This is a genomic window from Neobacillus sp. Fa239, from assembly GCF_055395235.1.
The window spans coordinates 2,508,896-2,527,013 of record NZ_AP041611.1; the positions used below are offsets into that span (position 1 = coordinate 2,508,896).

At 36.5% G+C, this 18,118-nt stretch carries 16 protein-coding genes, 3 pseudogenes and 1 other annotated feature; of the genes and pseudogenes, 12 read left to right on the forward strand and 7 right to left on the reverse strand.

Annotated elements, in window-relative coordinates; translation table 11 throughout:
• The first annotated feature begins 247 nt into the window (after positions 1 to 247).
• On the forward strand, positions 248 to 733 hold the full coding sequence (locus ACZ5XR_RS12070; RefSeq protein ID WP_464501886.1) for a DUF3291 domain-containing protein: 486 nt from the start codon (positions 248 to 250) through the stop codon (positions 731 to 733).
• A 245-nt stretch (positions 734 to 978) separates the two neighbouring features.
• Here ACZ5XR_RS12070 and ACZ5XR_RS12075 read toward each other — a convergent pair.
• Positions 979 to 2,212: pseudogene (locus tag ACZ5XR_RS12075) on the reverse strand (IS110 family RNA-guided transposase).
• Between the two features lie 318 nt (positions 2,213 to 2,530).
• Between ACZ5XR_RS12075 and ACZ5XR_RS12080 the strand changes: the two are divergent.
• Together ACZ5XR_RS12080 and ACZ5XR_RS12085 are read left to right on the forward strand one after the other, a co-directional pair.
• Positions 2,531 to 3,400, forward strand: coding sequence for a metallophosphoesterase (locus ACZ5XR_RS12080; RefSeq protein ID WP_464501887.1), 870 nt, complete (start codon positions 2,531 to 2,533; stop codon positions 3,398 to 3,400).
• Between the two features lie 208 nt (positions 3,401 to 3,608).
• Positions 3,609 to 4,922 (forward strand): glycosyltransferase family 2 protein, encoded by a 1,314-nt coding sequence (locus ACZ5XR_RS12085; protein WP_464501888.1) that lies wholly within the window; start codon positions 3,609 to 3,611, stop codon positions 4,920 to 4,922.
• A 330-nt stretch (positions 4,923 to 5,252) separates the two neighbouring features.
• On the opposite strand, the gene ACZ5XR_RS12090 is transcribed toward ACZ5XR_RS12085, so the two are convergent.
• Positions 5,253 to 5,564, reverse strand: a complete 312-nt coding sequence (locus ACZ5XR_RS12090) for a hypothetical protein (protein ID WP_464501889.1) — start codon at positions 5,562 to 5,564, stop codon at positions 5,253 to 5,255.
• Positions 5,565 to 6,368: 804 nt separating this feature from the next.
• Positions 6,369 to 6,617, reverse strand: coding sequence for an HU family DNA-binding protein (locus ACZ5XR_RS12095; protein ID WP_464502292.1), 249 nt, complete (start codon positions 6,615 to 6,617; stop codon positions 6,369 to 6,371).
• Positions 6,618 to 6,638: 21 nt separating this feature from the next.
• On the opposite strand from ACZ5XR_RS12095, the gene ACZ5XR_RS12100 reads away from it, so the two are divergent.
• A complete protein-coding gene (locus ACZ5XR_RS12100) occupies positions 6,639 to 6,863 on the forward strand; it encodes a hypothetical protein (protein ID WP_464501890.1) in 225 nt (74 codons plus the stop codon).
• Here the strand turns inward: ACZ5XR_RS12100 and ACZ5XR_RS12105 are convergent.
• Positions 6,864 to 8,090, reverse strand: a pseudogene (locus tag ACZ5XR_RS12105) (IS110 family RNA-guided transposase). It lies immediately after the preceding gene.
• Between the two features lie 392 nt (positions 8,091 to 8,482).
• Positions 8,483 to 8,726 (forward strand) — a binding site (T-box leader).
• Between the two features lie 69 nt (positions 8,727 to 8,795).
• Between ACZ5XR_RS12105 and ACZ5XR_RS12110 the strand changes: the two are divergent.
• The 7 genes from ACZ5XR_RS12110 (at position 8,796) to ACZ5XR_RS12140 (ending at position 15,288) form a co-directional block, all read left to right on the forward strand.
• The gene (locus tag ACZ5XR_RS12110; RefSeq protein ID WP_464501891.1) at positions 8,796 to 10,502 is read left to right on the forward strand and encodes a 2-isopropylmalate synthase; all 1,707 of its coding nucleotides are present in this window, start codon (positions 8,796 to 8,798) and stop codon (positions 10,500 to 10,502) included.
• 165 nt (positions 10,503 to 10,667) lie between these two features.
• A complete protein-coding gene (locus ACZ5XR_RS12115; RefSeq protein ID WP_464501892.1) occupies positions 10,668 to 10,904 on the forward strand; it encodes an aldo/keto reductase in 237 nt (78 codons plus the stop codon).
• Entirely contained in the window at positions 10,897 to 11,109 is a 213-nt protein-coding gene (locus tag ACZ5XR_RS12120) for an aldo/keto reductase (RefSeq protein ID WP_464502293.1), read from the forward strand. The genes ACZ5XR_RS12115 and ACZ5XR_RS12120 overlap by 8 nt, the downstream gene beginning before the upstream one ends.
• 80 nt (positions 11,110 to 11,189) lie before the next feature.
• Positions 11,190 to 11,516, forward strand: a complete 327-nt coding sequence (locus ACZ5XR_RS12125) for a ferredoxin (RefSeq protein ID WP_464501893.1) — start codon at positions 11,190 to 11,192, stop codon at positions 11,514 to 11,516.
• Between the two features lie 27 nt (positions 11,517 to 11,543).
• Positions 11,544 to 11,753: a hypothetical protein gene (locus ACZ5XR_RS12130; protein ID WP_464501894.1), complete on the forward strand. Its 210-nt coding sequence runs from the start codon at positions 11,544 to 11,546 to the stop codon at positions 11,751 to 11,753.
• Between the two features lie 1,051 nt (positions 11,754 to 12,804).
• Entirely contained in the window at positions 12,805 to 14,238 is a 1,434-nt protein-coding gene (gene ltrA, locus ACZ5XR_RS12135) for a group II intron reverse transcriptase/maturase (RefSeq protein WP_464497272.1), read from the forward strand.
• Positions 14,239 to 14,427: 189 nt separating this feature from the next.
• Positions 14,428 to 15,288 (forward strand): hypothetical protein, encoded by an 861-nt coding sequence (locus tag ACZ5XR_RS12140; protein WP_464501895.1) that lies wholly within the window; start codon positions 14,428 to 14,430, stop codon positions 15,286 to 15,288.
• A gap of 436 nt (positions 15,289 to 15,724) precedes the next feature.
• Here the strand turns inward: ACZ5XR_RS12140 and ACZ5XR_RS12145 are convergent.
• Positions 15,725 to 15,811 (reverse strand): annotated as a pseudogene (locus ACZ5XR_RS12145) (thiol reductase thioredoxin); the annotation flags it as partial.
• Positions 15,812 to 15,873: 62 nt separating this feature from the next.
• Positions 15,874 to 16,329, reverse strand: a complete 456-nt coding sequence (locus ACZ5XR_RS12150; protein WP_464501896.1) for a C40 family peptidase — start codon at positions 16,327 to 16,329, stop codon at positions 15,874 to 15,876.
• A 926-nt stretch (positions 16,330 to 17,255) separates the two neighbouring features.
• On the opposite strand from ACZ5XR_RS12150, the gene ACZ5XR_RS12155 reads away from it, so the two are divergent.
• Positions 17,256 to 17,879: a hypothetical protein gene (locus ACZ5XR_RS12155; RefSeq protein ID WP_464501897.1), complete on the forward strand. Its 624-nt coding sequence runs from the start codon at positions 17,256 to 17,258 to the stop codon at positions 17,877 to 17,879.
• Here the strand turns inward: ACZ5XR_RS12155 and ACZ5XR_RS12160 are convergent.
• Positions 17,850 to 18,089 carry a hypothetical protein gene (locus ACZ5XR_RS12160; protein ID WP_464501898.1) on the reverse strand — a complete coding sequence of 80 codons (240 nt, stop codon included), beginning with the start codon at positions 18,087 to 18,089 and terminating at the stop codon, positions 17,850 to 17,852. The genes ACZ5XR_RS12155 and ACZ5XR_RS12160 overlap by 30 nt on opposite strands.
• Between the last annotated feature and the right edge of the window lie 29 nt (positions 18,090 to 18,118).

An 18,118-nucleotide genomic window follows, 5' to 3' on the forward strand; every position in this document is an offset into this window, starting at 1 on the left:
GTATAATATCCAAAAAGTACCATTATCAATAATAGAATAGGGTTGGTTTTATTAATTTTTCTTTACTAACTTTGTGAAATGCTACACTTAAAGTAACAGGTGCTATAGTTTCATAACAAATGGGCTGTTTTCGGCAGTCGTTTTTCATTGCCGTTATTGAACTATATGGGCAGGTTAGCTGAAGAAGGAATTTCCACATTTTTACTTGAATATATCTTAGGAAAAGACTATAGATGGAGGGCTATTTATGGCATTAGTTTCAATCTATACTGTTGGTAGGCTAAACCACCCCTATGACCACCCTGCCTCTCGTGAATTTTTTCAAGTGGGAAATGAAGTTTATCGTCAAGCAACTAAATCAGGACTTATAGAGACCTTTTCACCTGAAGGAGTCCCTTTCCCTGAAGAAACAATAAAAGGAAAGGGTTCTCCTATTCTTACACTAACTGTATGGAGAAGCCTTCAATCCTTATATCGCTTTACTTATTCAGGAAAGCATATGCAAGCATTACGAGATAGAAGCAGATGGATAGAACCTTATCCAGATAAACACCTATCTTATGTAGTTTGGTGGACAGAAATGGTGAGGGATGTCTCATGGGGGGAGGCATTCAGGAGATACAACCATTATATTAAGCATGGTCCGACTCCTTTTGCATTTGATTTTAAGCATGCATTTGATGAAAAAGGGGAGACGTTCTTGATTAATACTAATGGTGACATTAAAGAATAATGCACCTTCTTGTGACGTTTTTAGCTATTTTGGGGGGATTTGTGAAATATTACACTTAAACTCGGGTGCATTACTGGAACAACGGTAATGCTTTTTTCTTATTCAAGTAAACCAGCTAATAGTTTGTCAATATTTTTCAATAAAAATTTTAAAAATCACATGATATACTAAAAATGTGCATGCCAAATAACCTTCCGTTAATTACGCTATTGGAAGGTTTTGTGCTTTTTTGTTTAATTTAGGTTCTACGCTATATCTTGGAAAGTCGTTTTTTTTTTAAAAAGGGCAAATATCCAATGTAATAGCTTATTTACACAAGCTATTACAGCTACTTTAAATGGTTTTCCTTCTTCACGTTTCTTGTCGTAATACTCTCGCATTCTTTTGTTACGAGGGATAACTTCATCCGTTGTTTTCTTTTTACGACAATCACGAATGGCACAACGAACAGCCATGTATAAGGCATGTCTAAGTCGACTGGAACCTCTTTTAGTGAATCGGTTTTTAGTGGCGGAAAACTTACCAGATTCAAAGACACTAGGGTCGACTCCAGCGAATGCTACAAGCTTTTTATAATCATTAAATCGATCTATCTCCCCAATTTCTGAAATGATCGTTGCAGCGATTTTTTCTCCGATACCAGGGATAGATTTGATAATATTATATTCTTCAATTTCTTTAGCGAGGGCATCTATCTCCGACTCCAACTTTGATAGGTGCTCTTTGTATTGAAGAATCATATTAATGTACATACCGAGGCTTAAAATATGACTTTGATAAATTGCCTTTTCAAATGGATTTCGATCTGCCGCAGCTTTCAGTTTAATTGCTTTTTCTGTTGCCCACCTAATTGATCGGCTTTACATAATTCAAATATCTTGTCTCTAATTGTTCCCTCACTCGCTTTAATAATGTCCTCGGAAGAGGGGAATTCTGAAAGTGTTAAGAGCGACACTACCGAATATAAATCCCCAAAAACTCCTTTATATTCAGGAAACACTTGTTCAAGCACTGCCTGGAATTGTAGCTTTGTTTGGATCATCACACCTGTTATATTTTCATGTTGTCTAGTAAGATTACGAAGATTTAATAATTGGACACCACGCTTTTTATAAGGCTCTAACTCTTCTTTATAAAACAATTCACAAAGAAGATAGGCATCTATGGCATCTGTCTTTACTTTTCTTAAACTTGAACCCCTTGCTTTGTATGAAATCAATGGATTGATAATAATCAATAAATATCCTCGTTCTTCCAAGTAATGAACAACAGGAGTTTGATAATGCCCTGTAGCTTCTAGAATTACTGAGGGTTTCTTACCAGACTCATTTTTCACATCCTCCAGAACGTTACAAGATAACTAAGCCCCTCAACAGTATGAGATACTTTAAAACTCTTTCGGTATGGTTTGCCTTTATCTAAAAACGCTTGAACTTGACTTTCCCCTTTTGAAATATCCAGACCAACGACTGGATTCATTCTAAATCCTCCTCCTAAACTAGTAATTTGCCAGTACCCCTAATTCCTCCATGCAGTGTCACAGCTTCGCTTGTTTTACGAGATCTAAGTCCCAACCAGCCTCAATCATGTTTCTACAAGTAGGGGGCGAACGGTTTAGTTGACGGGGTCGAAGCCCCACGGGCAGTTACGTTATACCCTGGCTACTGATATAATAAGACCAAAATAAAAAAGGTCAACCAGAAATATTTAGCATTCTGGCTAACCTTATAATACGAACGGGGCAGGTTAGCGTAATAAGGGCATAACCAAAAAGGAAGAATAATTCTGAGGTGAATTATGAAACGGTTATGTTTTTTAGTAATATTTATTTCATTTTTTTCGTTGAAAATAGTTAAAGTACAGGCAGAATCGAAATATCTGTATAACGAAAACAACTCAATTGACATTACTACAATGGAATATAGTTCAAAAAAAATACCATCGAAATTTAATGGATTTAGGATACTTCATTTGTCAGATTTGCATAGTAAGGCATTTGGAGAAAATCAAAAGGTTATATTCCGAAAAATGGAATTGTTAAAAGTAGATTTAATCGTATTTACTGGAGATTTAGTTGACCAAAAGAATTATGACGAAGGAACAAGTATATCGTTAATGAAGCAGATAAATAAAATTGCACCAGTTTATTTTGTGACTGGAAATCACGAGTGGTGGTCAAGAAAATTTAACTCCCTTGAAAAGAACTTAACCACACTTGGCGTTAAGGTGTTACGAAATAGCTGGGAAAAGGTTCATATTGGTGATGATAATATTTATATAATTGGCATAGATGACCCAGCTATAAATAACGGTGATGAGAGTAAACTGGTTAGAACTGAATTAAAAGGAGCATTAAATAGTATTGAAAATCAAGGAGGCTTTAAGATACTGTTATCTCATCGACCTGAACTGTTTCCGATATATACACAATATAATTTTGATTTAATTTTTTCTGGACACGCCCACGGTGGTCAAATTAGGTTACCCTTAGTTGGAGGTTTAATCGCTCCCAATCAAGGATATTTTCCTAAGTATTCTTCAGGTAAGTACAAAAAAAGAAATTCAACAATGGTTGTTAACAGAGGGCTAGGAAATAGCATATTTCCTCAGAGGCTATTCAATCATCCTGAGATTATTGTTTTAAAACTATCTAATAGGGATAAATAAAAGGAGGTCAAAGCAAAAGATTGTGAAAAAATATACTTAAACTAACGGGTGCTTTTGCTGAACAAGGAGTTGCAGCGGCAATCCATTTTTTTGTTGTGCTAACGGGTGAGTTTACTTCAATAAGGGCAGGATAATGATTTTTATTTTTAGTCATTCAATTATTTTATTAATGATTAAAAAATGGGGAAATTATTAATAGGTGATTGAGATGAAAACTAAAAAGCAATCCTATATTCCAGTTATTTGGAAGTTCTGGTTTTGTCACGCATTCGCATTTTTATGGTTCCTTTTTTCTGTATATTTTTCTATTCCTTGGATTAAAGATTTAGAACATATCATTGGAATAGTTCCTTCGATTTTAATAATAGCTGCGATTGCCTATTTTCCTGGATATTTAAACGCATTTATGGTGATTAGTCTTTTCTTTGATAAGCAACCAGAATTTAAGGTACACAATCCAACAGATCCCCTTTCCATTTTTATTTCCTGTAAAAATGAGGAAAAGGGCATTGCCGATACTATTCGTTATATTGCCCAGCAAGATTATACAGGTAAAATGAACATTATTGTAATCGATAATGCATCGACGGATGAAACTGGCAGCATGGCACTGAAAGCAGGTCAGGAATATCATTTAGACTTAAAGGTCATTCATGAAGAAAAGCCTGGTAAAAATTTTGCTCTTAATCGGGCATTAGCCATGGCTGATACCCCCTTGATTATTACTCTTGATGCCGATACGCTTTTAACGAAATCAGCAGTTCGGTTCCTAGTGTGTAGATTATTATCGGCACCAAAAGATCTTTGTGCTGTTGCAGGCTCTGTACTTGTTAGAAATAGTCGCAAAAATTTTTGGACTAAGATTCAGGAATGGGATTATTTTTTAGGTATTGCTTCAATTAAAAGACTTCAAGGATTTTATCAAGGAACATTAGTTGCTCAAGGAGCATTCAGTTTATATAAAAGGGAAGCACTTGAAGAACTCGGGGGATGGGATGATGCTATTGGGGAAGATATAGTGCTAACCTGGAAAATGTTACAAACGAATTGTAAAGTATATTTCGAGCCTCTTGCAGTTGCATTTACCGATGTTCCTGAAACGTTAGTCCATTTCGCAAGACAAAGAAGTAGATGGGCAAGAGGAATGATTGAAGCGTTGAAAAAAGTAAAACCTTGGAATCAACCAGCCATTTTCACAAAGTACCTTACAGGAACAAATCTTATTTTTCCTTACTTAGATTTTGTATACAGCTTTGTTTGGATTCCTGGGTTGATACTGGCTTTCTTTGGCTATTATTATATCGTTGGGGCGACGATTCTTTTTGTTTTACCATTAGCTTTATTAACCAATTATGCAATGTACCATTTTCAGCGAAAAGTATTTCAAAGGTTAGATCTTAAGATCAGAAAAAATATATTTGGCTTTTTTGCATACGTATTGACTTATCAATTGTTTATGTCCCCCATATCGGTTTGGGGATATGCTCAGGAATTTCTACATTTAAAAAGAGTTTGGAAATAGGTCAATTTATTACCACAGGAAGTTTCAAACATGTTTTATCGGCTACCATACAAGTCGTATTGGTTCATATTTGATTGGTACTAGTGGAGATTTAAATTTTTGCCTTACTTTAAGAAGGGGATAGCTATGGCGATTGCTTTTTCTTATTCGGTATAGATCCAACTAGTTTCACTCTATAGGATGATTATTGTTTATTTCTCACTGTAAAGAAAGTTTGTGAAGAAATATACTTAAACTAATGGGTGCTTGAGTTCAAAAGTGTGTTATATGTAGGAGAGTGTACAATATAGGGAAGGAAAAATTTAAAGGTAAGCACAATAAAGTGCTTACCTAATAAACCTCATCTAAAAAAATGATTCTATGCTTTAACTCTTTATTCGAATCTAAAAGACCTATTACAATTTGATTATCTTCTGTTATTGTAGTGTATCTGAAATTTTCAACCCCATTAATTAGGAGAGGTGTTTCTTGTTTTGCTTCCATCTTAGCAAAGACATCTACTGTGTATTCAAGTGGAAGATAATCATCCAATCCTTCTTCTGGTCGACCGACCAATTTAAATAGGAAATCTTTGATCGCATATTGCTCAATCATCGATAAATTTTTCTTGAATTTTAGCTTATTTACGAAGACAGTTTCCACTTAATCACTCCTCAAATAGTAATTAAAGTTTATACTATAAAACACCTAACTTCAACGGGATTACTATGACATAATATTTACAATTTGGTTTGGTGCTAATTTTTAATTATGTATTCACTGCGTCACTCATTTTTCCTTATTTGGCAAACGTGCTGGAAAGGACACACATCAAATTATTAATTCTATTTTTAGAGCTGGGTGACTTTATCCTTGTTCTGCAAACAGTTGCTTTACTACAAGAAGGTTTTTCGCTAAATCTTAGCCTGCTCTCAAAAATAAAACAGTGAATGAGGATTATCCTCATCACTGTTTTGTGTTTCCATTAATTGATTTTACTTTCCTAGTACTATAATGGTTTAATTTGGTATTTAAAATAAATAGTATGAGTGCTACTGACTAGTGTATATCTACATTTTACTATAAAAAGTCCTAATATGGTTTGGTTATATTTATATGACAGTACCAACTGACAGTGGTAAAACGATAGAATAAGAGAAAAAGAGAAAAGAAGAAATCAAGGATACGCATGGGGATTCTAATTCTGTGAGCAAAAAAACAGGATAAGCCACTATGGGACCGGGATGAGCGGAATACATACCTCCTAGGAACATCTACTTGAGAAAGTCCCTTTGATAATCCGTATAACGATTAGAATCAAAATAAGGTCGAAGAGAAGCCACTTTAGTTGAAATACAAATTATATTGATGATTGTATTATTTCAGGTGTTGCTCCATATCAAAATTGGTTAACAAAAAGTGATGATTAAACAACCACCACTTTTTGTTATATGTAGTAAGAGCAAATTATTTACCTGATACAGCATCCTTTAATTGTTTTCCAGGTTTAAATGCAGGTACTTTTCCAGCTTCGATTTCAATTTCTTCTCCAGTTTGAGGGTTACGTCCCTTACGAGCAGCACGCTCACGAACCTCAAAGTTACCAAAACCAATCAATTGAACTTTATCTCCATTTTTTAATGCTTCTAAAATAGAATTAAAAATCGCGTCTACAGCTTTAGCTGCATCATTCTGTACGCCCCATAAGGGTTCAATGTATTTTAAGGAGTGTTATCAATGAATAAAACAGATCTTGTGAATCTAGTGGCTCGAACTTCAGAACTTACTCATCAAAAAAATTTTATTAAAAGCCAAAAGAGAATAAACATAACCTTGTTCAACTATCCTGAAAAAAAAGTAATGGGGAAGGGGCATTTTGGCAATACGAAACTAAACCCTATAAGATCCATTTTTTTTAAAAGATCTGGGTCTCGAATTTTACCTATATTTTTTGGACCATAATTACGCTATTGCTTCAACAGTTACTTTACAACCAAGAGTCTCTAATCGTTTGATAGATTGCTTAATTACGATTTCTTTCTTTCGTCGGTCAAAGTAATCTGCGCCCAACTCAATATAGGGTACTCTTCTGTTTAACATGTGATATGCAATTGTTAATATGGTATGTCCAACCGTGACTGCTGCGCGTTTTTTACCAACTCGTGCTGCCAAACGGTGGTATTGGGAAGAAAGATATGTGTTTTTTGTTCTGGCTGCCGAATGTGCTGCTTCAATAAGTGCTGCTCGTAGTTTTTTATTACCTTTTCTGGTTTTTTTCCGGACTTATTTTTCCAGCACTTTCATTGTTACCTGGAACCATACCAGCCCATGAACATAAATGAGGACCCGAAGGAAACTGGTTTGAAATATCTATGCCAATTCCGATTTCAGCCAAAAGTTGTTCGGCGTGACTTCTGCCAATTCCAGGGATAGAATCGAGCAATTCAATATCTTCTTCATAAGGCTGCATGCGTTGCTGGACTTCTTCACTTAACATTTCAATCTGTTGGTCCATAAAATCAATGTGTGAAAGTTGAGTTTTTAACATCATCTTTTGATGGGGTCCGACGGATCCTATTAACGCTCGTTCTAAATCATCCTTTTTTTTCTTCAAACTTCTTTTAGCCAGACCTGATAATGTTACTGGATCATTTACACCATTAATAATCGCTTCAATCATTGCTCGACCTGAGACACCCATAATGTCAGTCGCAACTGAAGAAAGTTTAATGTTAGCACCCTCGAGCACCTTTTGGATTCTACTAATCTCCCTTGCTCTTTCTTCAATGAGACTAGGCGGTATCGAACTAACTCACGCAGTTCTCTTTGCTCCCGATTCGGGATATAACTGTGTTGAAGAAGACCGTGGCGAAGCAATTTGGCAATCCATTCTGCATCTTTTACATCTGTTTTACGTCCGGGAACAGCCTTGATGTGTGCAGCATTTACAACCATCGGTTGTATTTCTTCTAGTTCTAGTAGATTGTAAATTGGTTTCCAATAAACACCTGTACTTTCCATGGCAACATGAGTACATCGCTTATTTTTAATCCAATCAACCAATTGGAAAAGGTCACTTGTCATAGTATCAAATGTTTCGATTTCTTTTCCTTTTGGAGTAATCGCGCAAGCGGTAATACTCTTTTTGTGAACATCAAGTCCACAGCAGCGATTAAATACAACATCCATTTTAAAAACCCTTCCTAGGCTGAAGTAAAATAAGGCTGGTGCAACAACCATATAAGATTAATCTATCCTGCGTGCTTCTCATTAGAGAGCAACAATTTGTGGTGCACCTGGTCGTAGTGAATCAGTCTACCATGCGGGCTCAAAAGCACCATAGTTGAACGACCTTCCTTCGCCAGCCGTATTTACATGATTGACCAGGGGAGAGGGGACTAGACTAGTATTAAAACATTTTCATTCATTTGATGGTGCGGCGAAAGCGGCATGAGTGTCTACCATGGAAGAACGATAAGGGTTTATCGTAGGAGGTTAAAAATTCATAGTAATCTTTATTTTCAGTAAATTTATTATTGACAACTTGAGTTTATAAATATATCATCGTAATTAATTAAATATCATAAGCAAAGAATGGAAATAGTAAAAGGATTTATAAACTTGTTAGAGAGCCGATGGCTGGTGAGAATCGGTAGTTGTAACCTTTGAACTCATCCAAGAGCTACTCCTTGAACATAATCAGTAGGGGATGTCGGTTTTCTACCGTTATGAAGATAGGTGGTGATTGCCACCGAAAATGAGTGAGTTAATATTATTAATATTAATTAATTAGAGTGGTACCGCGAGCAATGCCTCGTCTCTATATTTAAAGAGACGGGGCTTTTTTTATTTTTAAACAAAGTAACAATTATATATGAGAAGGTAGGAGTCAGTATGAAAAATATCGATAAATATTCAAGAGGTTACTTTATGCCCCCAGTGCAAAGCTTGAAATGGACAGAGAAGGAGTATATTACAGAAGCTCCTACCTGGTGTAGTGTGGATCTTCGCGATGGAAACCAGGCTCTGGTCGTCCCGATGAGTCTTGAGGAAAAGTTAGAATATTTTCAGTTGCTTTTACAAGTTGGTTTCAAGGAAATTGAAGTAGGTTTTCCTGCTGCTTCGGAAACGGAATTTGCTTTTTTACGGAAATTAATTGAAGAAAATTTGATTCCGGATGATGTGACCATTCAAGTTTTGACACAGTCAAGAGAACATATTATCAAAAAAACATTTCAAGCGTTACACGGGGCAAATAAAGCTGTGGTGCACTTGTACAATTCCACATCTTTGGCACAGCGTGAGCAAGTATTTAAAAAATCTAAGGAAGAAATTATCTATATTGCTGTAACTGGAGCAAAAATGCTTAAGAAATATGCTGCTGAAACCGAAGGAAATTTTCAATTTCAGTATTCTCCTGAAAGCTTCACAGGTACAGAAGTGGAGTTTGCGCTTGAAATTTGCAAAAAGGTACTTGATATTTGGCAGCCAACCGCTGATAACAAGGTAATTATCAACCTACCAGCTACTGTATCAATGTCCATGCCTCACGTTTACGCAAGTCAAATTGAGTATATGAGTGACAATCTAAGCTATCGAGATAATGTAATCCTATCACTTCATCCACACAATGACAGAGGAACTGGAGTAGCAGATGCCGAGCTAGGAATGCTTGCCGGAGCTCAAAGAGTCGAAGGAACATTGTTTGGAAATGGAGAAAGAACAGGGAACGTGGACATTGTAACGCTTGCATTAAACATGTTTTCACATGGGGTAGATCCAAATTTGAATCTTGAGAATATCCCTACCATTATTTCCAAATATGAAAAATTAACAAGAATGAAGGTTCACGAAAGACATCCATATGGCGGTGAACTGGTCTTTACTGCATTTTCAGGTTCCCATCAAGATGCCATTGCCAAAGGGATGATATGGCGCGAGGAAAAAGAACGTCAATATTGGACTGTACCTTATCTATTAATTGATCCTATGGATATTGGAAGAGAATACGAAGGAGATATCATCCGAATTAACAGTCAATCCGGTAAAGGAGGAATAGGTTATATTCTTCAGCAAAAGTATGGAATTGATCTACCTCCCGAAATGCGTGAGAGCTTTGGATATAGTGTAAAAAATGTTTCAGATCAAAGGCAAAAGGAACTTATGCCGAATGAAATCTATGACATTTTTATCAACGAATATGTGAATATTAACAGCCCTGTTGAATTTATCCGTTACAACTACACTCAAAATGGACATTACAAAACAATTGTATCGATCCGGATGACTAATGAAGAACATGAATTGTCTGGTGTGGGAAATGGAAGACTGGATGCTATCAGCAATGCTCTTCAAACCAAACTGGGTATCGACTATACAGATTTGGTCTATAAGCAGCATGCGTTAGAAATAGGCTCAGGATCTAAAGCTGTTTCTTATGTTGGAATTACCGCAAAGAATGGTGCTGTCTATTGGGGCTGCGGAATTGACACTGATATTATGACCTCCTCAATAAAAGCTCTGTTTAGTGCAGTTAACAACATGATATCAGTTAAAGATAGTGAAACGTTAAAACGACCGGGGTACTTGAGCACAAGATGATCGTCGCTACGGCGGTCATTTTCTTTTTAAGCTAAAGAGTTTAGAAAATAGCTTAAAAAGATTAAATACAGATTATTTATACTTACTCCATTGGAAAGGGAATATTCCTATTGAAGAGACTATTGAAGCCCTAGAGAAAGTAAAAAGTTAGAGAAAAATTAAGTCATGGGGTGTTCTAATTTAGATGTTGATGACTTAGAAAAAGTAATGAAATTACCTGATGGAATAAAATGTGAAGCAAATCAAGTACGTTATAATTTGGGAGATCGAGGGATTGAATTCGATTTAATACCTATGATGAACAAACTTGAAATGCCGTTAATCGCCTATGCCCCAGTTGCTAGGGGTGTTAGCCTTGGTACTAATCTAACTAAACAAAAAATTTTTAGAGGAAATTGCTGAAAAACATCATTCAGATAGTTTTCAAATTTTATTAGCATGGTGTATTCGAAATGGTCAAACAATTGCTATACCACAATCTAGTAATACCGCTCATGTAATAGATAATGTCAAAGCAGCCGAGATTCAATTAACACAGCAAGATTTGGAGCAAATAGACTCAATCTTTCCAAAACCTAGCACGAAACAGCCACATGCTTTATGGTAAGATCTATCATGTGATGCTAAATTAGGGCTTTTCAATGCGATGGTAAATGAATTAACTATTTTCAGACGGAGGTGTGCAAAATGAATCAAGGGAAACGACTGAATACCAATGTACCAGGAAACTTTTATGTTACTTCAACGTGCATCAATTGCGATCAATGCCGTCAAATTGCACCTCATACTTTTTCTGAAGTTGCGAATTTATCAGCCGTGACAAATCAACCGAATGAATACCGTGAAGTTATTAAAGCTTTTTATGCTCTTATTTCCTGCCCTACTGGCGCAATTGGAAGTGAACAAAAGGACGGGCTCTCCGCAGCTATGCAGGACTTCCTTTACCTGTTATCGACAACATGTTTTATTGTGGATTTACTTCTCGACACTCTTGGGGGGCGAGTAGTTATCTGATTCTCCATCCAGAAGGGAACTGGCTAATTGATTTCTCCACGCTGGTCACCTCAGTTGGTTAAACGGATCGAGGAAATGGGGGGAATTAAATATATCTTCTTGACTCATCAGGATGATGTTGCTGATGCAAACAAATACGCTAAAAGATTTCAAGCTGAGCGATTTATTCACGCCTTAGAAAAAGAGTCCCAACCTGGTGCCGAACATGTGATACAAGGTATGGATTCATTCAGGTGATCATTTAGCCTGGGATCATGAACTAAATGGTTTATCCTCACATAGGGATGTCTGCCGGTTTTCATGGAAAACACAAACCGAATCTATGGAGAGGTTAGCTAAGGAAAAGTTCGAATGGTTACTCCCTGGGCATGGGAACCGTGTATTCCTTTCTCAGTTAGAAATGAAAAACGCCATGGTGAAGTTGATAGAACAAATGAAATCTTAAAATCTCCTATACACCTTTTTAATTGGTTAAAGGATGGAATACCTAAAGCGCCACATATAATGGCAGTAGAACTGTAGGATTTTGTTAAAGAGGATTGTATAGGTTACTTATTAGTAAATTGCGAAGGATTTCACTTAAGTTAACGGGGGCTTGAGTGAAAGATCGATTTCCGGCAATGATCGCTGCGGCGGTCTTTTTGTGCGACGGGCAGTCGCATAGAGTGTTAACTCAGTTAACACTCTTCTTTTCATTATCTGAAAGAGACGTCATCTCGGTGAAACGACTTGGAGAGGATAATGAAAATGAATCCCAGATGGTGAAAATCCATACCCGAGGAGACTGACCTAGCTCGGGAAGCTTAATCTAGGGCAACACCGTGAGGTGTTGTCTGAAGGAGATGCGGTAAATCGAGAGAACCGTAAGCGAATAGGTAGACCCTAATGCAATAAGTGTGAAGCACGGCGGCGAGATAAGTTGGCGACTTTTCGAAAAGTAAGGAAGCCCTCTCAAAAAGGCATTTCCTTTAGAAGTCAGAACGAGGAAATGTGACTTATAGCGTGATGGTGCAGGGTATGCTTAGAAGGGAAATGCGATGACCCCGTGAGAACTCCACCCTACCGAACAGGCAGGGTTCTAGTCTATAAGGGTAACCCGAAGTGACGAAGAATGGGTGGAGTAGTCAGACATTCTCATAGTACGGAAGTAACTTGATGACCATAACATCAAGTGAACGGAAGGGGAATGACCTATGGCTCCAAGTCATGAACAAGATGTAATGTTAACAATCATGTTACTGCGGTAAAACCGTTTGAATGTACATCAAGGAAAGGCGTGGAATACGCAATGAATCAAGAGTGGAAATTTAAGCTACACAGTGTTTATGGACAAATATTATTCGACCGAAGACTAACCCAATGCTTTGAACAAGTGAAAGCTAATAAGGGTGCAGGCGGTATCGATGGAGAAACAATAGAAAGTTATGAAGCTAATTTAAATGAAAACATCATGGCACTTTTAGACAGATTAAAGGCAAAGACCTATCAAGCTCAGCCAGTAAGGAGAGTTTACATTCCCAAGAAGAATGGGAAGAAACGACCACTTGGAATACCAACAATTGAAGATCGCATTGTACAACAAAGTGTAGTGAACGTACTTCAGCCCAAATTTGAAGATAATCTATTTCATAGTTGGTCAGTAGGTTACAGACCGAATCGTGGAGTTCAAAGAGCTTTACAAATAATTCTGTGGAATATTGAGCAAGGCTACAATCATATCTACGATTGTGATATAAAAGGATTCTTTGACAATATCCCTCATAAGAAACTAATCGAAGTTCTTAAGAAATATGTTTCGGACCGTACGGTCCTAGGGTTGGTTGAACAATGGCTGAAGGCTGGACACATGGAAGAAGGCAAACTAATCCACTCGGATTATGGAACCCCTCAAGGTGGTGTAATTTCACCACTTTTAGCAAATGTGTATTTAAATGAACTTGACTGGGAATGGGACTTGAACAACATTCGTTTTGTCCGCTATGCGGATGATTTTCTCCTCTTTGCAAAATCGAAAGATAGCATCGAGAGTGCAGCTTCTATAACTAGGGATAAGTTGAAAGAACTTGGACTTGAGATATCTAAAGAAAAGACTAAAATCGTCAACTTTAAGAAGGATGATTTTGATTTTCTAGGTTTCACGTTCCATCACTGGAGAAAAGGTAAGAAAGATAACAAGCTAGAATTTCATGTAACTCCAAAGGAAGAATCCGTCAAAGATTTTCGGTCGAAAATAAAGGACAAGACCCGTAAAACGCTTACGCTGAGTAAGGAAGAGTGGATTGAGCGAGTGAACCCAATTATCAGAGGGAAGGTCAACTATTACCTAACTATAGTTAATGCTATAAAAGATAATATTAGTCGAGGGATTCCAAACCACTGTATTACAAGGTGGGTTCGAAGAACCCTGAAATCTTTAGATGGATACATAAGGAAAAGACTAAGAGTAGCTTTTATTCATAGACATCCTTCCCAAAGAAAAGGGATGAAGATGCAAAGTATTTGGAATAATGCCTTCTTTCTTAACATCAATCTGATTCCAACTTATTGGCTCTATTTAAATAAAGCATATGGATACACAAAGGAACAATACCTAAGTGATATGTCCAGAAAAGTTAAAAGAGACATTCAGAATCGAATCAAACGAGCAAAAGCAAAAGGTGAGGAGTATTTCACACCTCACCGTGTCCAAAAGATGCAAAATGCCTGGAATGCATCCTCTTGATTAAATTGTAACATTTGGTAAGCCGTATGCCTTAATAGGGCACGTACGGTTTGATAAGGGGGAAGCCTTGAGAAAGGTTTCCCTACTTTATTGCTTGTTGTGCTAACGGGGATAGTACAATAAGGATTAACTATCCTGTTGTTGAATCGATAATGGGGCAGTCAAAAAGTAAAAAGGATGGATAGAGGTATGGTAAAGAAAAAACCTGATGAAGTTCATTTTATGTGTTATGGATTTCAAACACCTAAGCATGTCAATGTAGTAGAAGAATTTTTTCAAATTCTGAAAGAAACTGATGAATCATATTTGCCTAAAAAAATAAGCACTTGTGGTTCGGATAAAACTCTTTACTCAGTTGAAAATGCAAAAAAATTATGGATAAAATCAAGAGAAGAAATGTCATTTTATAATATTGATTTACATCATCCTAAATATACAGGTTCAATTGAATGGGGGCTAAGAAATGATACTGCAATTTCACTTTGGATAAAAACAGATTTTATAACCAAAAAAAACGGAACAAGAAAATTTTTAGAATTGGTACAAAAGTTATTTCTTTGGTCAAATAGCGTATTTGGATTTGCATGTCATATCTCAAAACTTTGTGGTGCACCTGGTCCAGGGCTTACTTATAAAACCTGTCTTGGTGATATAGGTTGGATGACATTATTTGGTCTACCCTATGTTACAATGTTTGGTAGAGAAGTTATTGAAACTGCTCCATGTAAAGTTGAAGAATTTGCTGAAAATTATTTTATGCTTTTAACATCAGACGAACCTGTAAGAAAGTCTCCAGAAATATTAGAAATTCAGGAAAAAGTTAAGATGCATTTAGGTGAAGATGCCTTTGATCGAAAAGACCAGCAAAAAAGAATCCTTACTATGGAGGATTTAATTGCAGGAAAGAATATTCCAAGTACGGAAGGTTATCGCTCACCAGATTTGTCAGAGTATCTGACAGTTTCAGAGGTGAAAAGTGATGAAGGTCTTATAGCAATAGTTAATGAAGATGGTACCATAATCACACATAAAATAAATCCAGAAAAGTAATCTTCTTCACTAGCGAGGTAAGATTGTAAAGGATTACACTTAAACAAACAGGGGCTTTACTACAAGAAGATTTTTCAAAAATATTAGCCGTTTCATAAATAAAACAGGGAATGAGGATCATCTCATTCCCTGTTTTGTGTTTCCATTAATTGCTTTTCATCGCTAGTGCTTTAGTTGTATAATTTGGTATTTAAAATAAAGTATGAGTGCTAATGACTAGTGATTATCTGCTTTTTTCTATAATTGGTTTAGTTGTATTTATATAACGGTTTCAACTGGCAGTAGAAAAACAATAGCTATTGGCACACAATATAATTTTCATTTTCACCTTAAATAGTGGGTTTAAAAATTGTCAGAACAACAAAGTAAATACGGTTTTAGATTATGGTGCTTAAAAATGAAATAACGACCAAGATTATCTGGTCGTATACCTTAATTATTTATTTTGTTCGTTCAAAAACTCTCTTACTTGCTCTGGAGATTTTTCGTTAGCACTATGTAAATGGGCAAGCTTTTCTCCGTTTAAGGTCCGTCTCATCAGATGAAATATAAGAAAAAAATAAAAACCATCAAAAATCGACGGTTTTAGACTCGTTTTGCTCCAATATATAAAGGATGCCAATATGAATTATTTGTGGTTGTGATCATTACTCCTTTAGATGAAGAAGCCATAACCATCTGCCCGTTTCCTATATACATCGCAACATGTGTTGGAGCACTTACTTTGGTTGGAGCAAAGAACATTAAATCACCTGGTTGTAATGAAGATACTCGGTATCCATTTCCATAAAACATTTGAGCTGCTGTGCGATTCAAAGTTCTTCCTGCAACAGCATATGAATATTTAACAAGACCTGAACAATCGAAACCACTTGGTGTTATTCCACCATAACGATAAGGTACTCCCATATTAGCTTTTGCTATTTGAATTGCTTTTGTGTGATAATCAATAGTTGCTGCTTCCGCTTTACCACCGGTGCTGGCAAACAAAGAGCCACAATATCCTAGAATGACAATTACTAGGATGAATTTCTTCAACATGATTGTTTCCTCCTGGTGATTTGATAGGTCTAATATACTAAAAGAATGTAAAGGACACTTAAAGGGAATATTACGATTGCGTTACAAATAATATTCTAGAAAAATTTATGATTCATATTAATTGTAAATTGTTCTTACATAAACAAAGCCTAATAATCCAAACAGTTTGTGAAAAGCTGTACTTAAACAAACTAGGGCTTATGTTAAGGATGGGATTGCTGCAGCGGTCCCGTTTTCTTATTGTACTCCCATGAAAATAAAAACTGAAAAAATGCATACAAAAATAGACCCAGAAAAACACTTTTTTAAAAGAAGGCTGAGCCTCTTGAAAAATCATCATAAGGTTGATAAACGAATGTGAATCGGAAACCCTTTCTACATTACTAAAATCAAGGATCAGCTGGCGCAACGATCAGAAAAGGATTAATCTTAAATGAGTGATACCCCTTAAGGGCGCGACAGTCGGTGGTACACCGTGATCGTTGGAGTCAGACTAACGGATGGGCTCGAGGCACCTCGGGCTCGTTTTTTTGTGTGGCTAGAGGCGATTGTAGCGAAACAAGAATGGGTTTTATCGAAGAACGGTCCGTCGCTTCGTCTTAGATAGGCTGCTGTCGAAGCGCACAGGTTCGCTTCGGACTGAAGCGGGTGTGAACGCAAGCCTGGCAAGGAGTTTGGATGAAACATCGTGCTATAGCACGGTGGTTTTTTATGATTGCGACACTTATTGCAGCAATAATGGCAGCGCCATTGGCGACCGGGGAGAGTCATTGGGCTTATAAGGTTGAATGAGCGAGCACGGACGGATGAACGAAAATTTTTAATAAAAATTTGGATTAATTTTCATATCTCGGTCACAGTTTGTTCAAATTGCATGTCTATATTGAACTTGTGAAACCTAATTTATTAATTACGGAGGTTCTTTTATGAAAGTTAAATCTAGTTTAATCGCACCTATAGTAGCAGCAGCTGTATTAGTACCAACTGTTGGTACGGCAATGACCAATCATACAACCAATTCGTCTACAAAAACATCCGTATCTGTTCGAAAAGAGGATCAAAAAGAAAGACACCATGAATGGGGAAAAGGCGAAAAGCAGAAAGAACTCACGAACATTATCAATCAATACGCGACACCTCAATTAAAGAATCAATTAACAAAAGATCTTTCAACCCGCGAAAGCTTAATGAAGCAATTAAGACAAACACCTGGTTTTCAAAAGAAAGAGGGTCAAGAGAAAGCACAACGACAAGCCACTTACCAAGCTCATAAAAAAGAAATTGATGCTATCGAACAACAGGTGAAAGATGGAAAATTAACAAAACAACAAGCACATCAAAAATTAGACGTAATATTCGGCAAAATAGAAGGTAAAGACCATGAAAGTGACAAAGGAAAAGAGCAAGGAAGACGGGCAATTTATAAACAATTAAAAGCTGCCATTCAAAAGAAAGACAAAACAACCATTAATTCTGTCTTACAAAAAATCGATAAAGAATTACAAACTGCTAATCAGCAATTACAAAAGCAAATCAAAGCTAATAAATAATGACTGATTTACATCAAAAAGACTCCATTTTAAGTAAAGATGGAGTCTTTTTAACATAGTCATCCGAATAGTTGCTAATAATCCACTTCCTTCCCGATATTCAATTAAAACACCATTTTTAGGAAAATAAGAAGGGCTTTTTTCATTTATGAGAGACGCTTTTTTTTGCCCCTTGTTTTTGAGTTCGCTCGGCGATTTAGCTTCATCCATAAAAAACACCCCAGTCGGGGTGTTTTGTC

What these genes read in the sequence shown, in the direction of transcription:
- ltrA (WP_464497272.1), top strand. Translation starts at nt 12,805, where the DNA reads ATGAATCAAGAGTGGAAATTTAAGCTACACAGTGTTTATGGACAAATA.
- ACZ5XR_RS12100 (WP_464501890.1), top strand. Translation starts at nt 6,639, where the DNA reads ATGAATAAAACAGATCTTGTGAATCTAGTGGCTCGAACTTCAGAACTT.
- ACZ5XR_RS12080 (WP_464501887.1), top strand. Translation starts at nt 2,531, where the DNA reads ATGAAACGGTTATGTTTTTTAGTAATATTTATTTCATTTTTTTCGTTG.
- ACZ5XR_RS12125 (WP_464501893.1), top strand. Translation starts at nt 11,190, where the DNA reads ATGAATCAAGGGAAACGACTGAATACCAATGTACCAGGAAACTTTTAT.
- ACZ5XR_RS12155 (WP_464501897.1), top strand. Translation starts at nt 17,256, where the DNA reads ATGAAAGTTAAATCTAGTTTAATCGCACCTATAGTAGCAGCAGCTGTA.
- ACZ5XR_RS12115 (WP_464501892.1), top strand. Translation starts at nt 10,668, where the DNA reads ATGGGGTGTTCTAATTTAGATGTTGATGACTTAGAAAAAGTAATGAAA.
- ACZ5XR_RS12150 (WP_464501896.1), bottom strand. Translation starts at nt 16,329, where the DNA reads ATGTTGAAGAAATTCATCCTAGTAATTGTCATTCTAGGATATTGTGGC.
- ACZ5XR_RS12110 (WP_464501891.1), top strand. Translation starts at nt 8,796, where the DNA reads ATGAAAAATATCGATAAATATTCAAGAGGTTACTTTATGCCCCCAGTG.
- ACZ5XR_RS12070 (WP_464501886.1), top strand. Translation starts at nt 248, where the DNA reads ATGGCATTAGTTTCAATCTATACTGTTGGTAGGCTAAACCACCCCTAT.
- ACZ5XR_RS12140 (WP_464501895.1), top strand. Translation starts at nt 14,428, where the DNA reads ATGGTAAAGAAAAAACCTGATGAAGTTCATTTTATGTGTTATGGATTT.
- ACZ5XR_RS12085 (WP_464501888.1), top strand. Translation starts at nt 3,609, where the DNA reads ATGAAAACTAAAAAGCAATCCTATATTCCAGTTATTTGGAAGTTCTGG.
- ACZ5XR_RS12160 (WP_464501898.1), bottom strand. Translation starts at nt 18,089, where the DNA reads ATGGATGAAGCTAAATCGCCGAGCGAACTCAAAAACAAGGGGCAAAAA.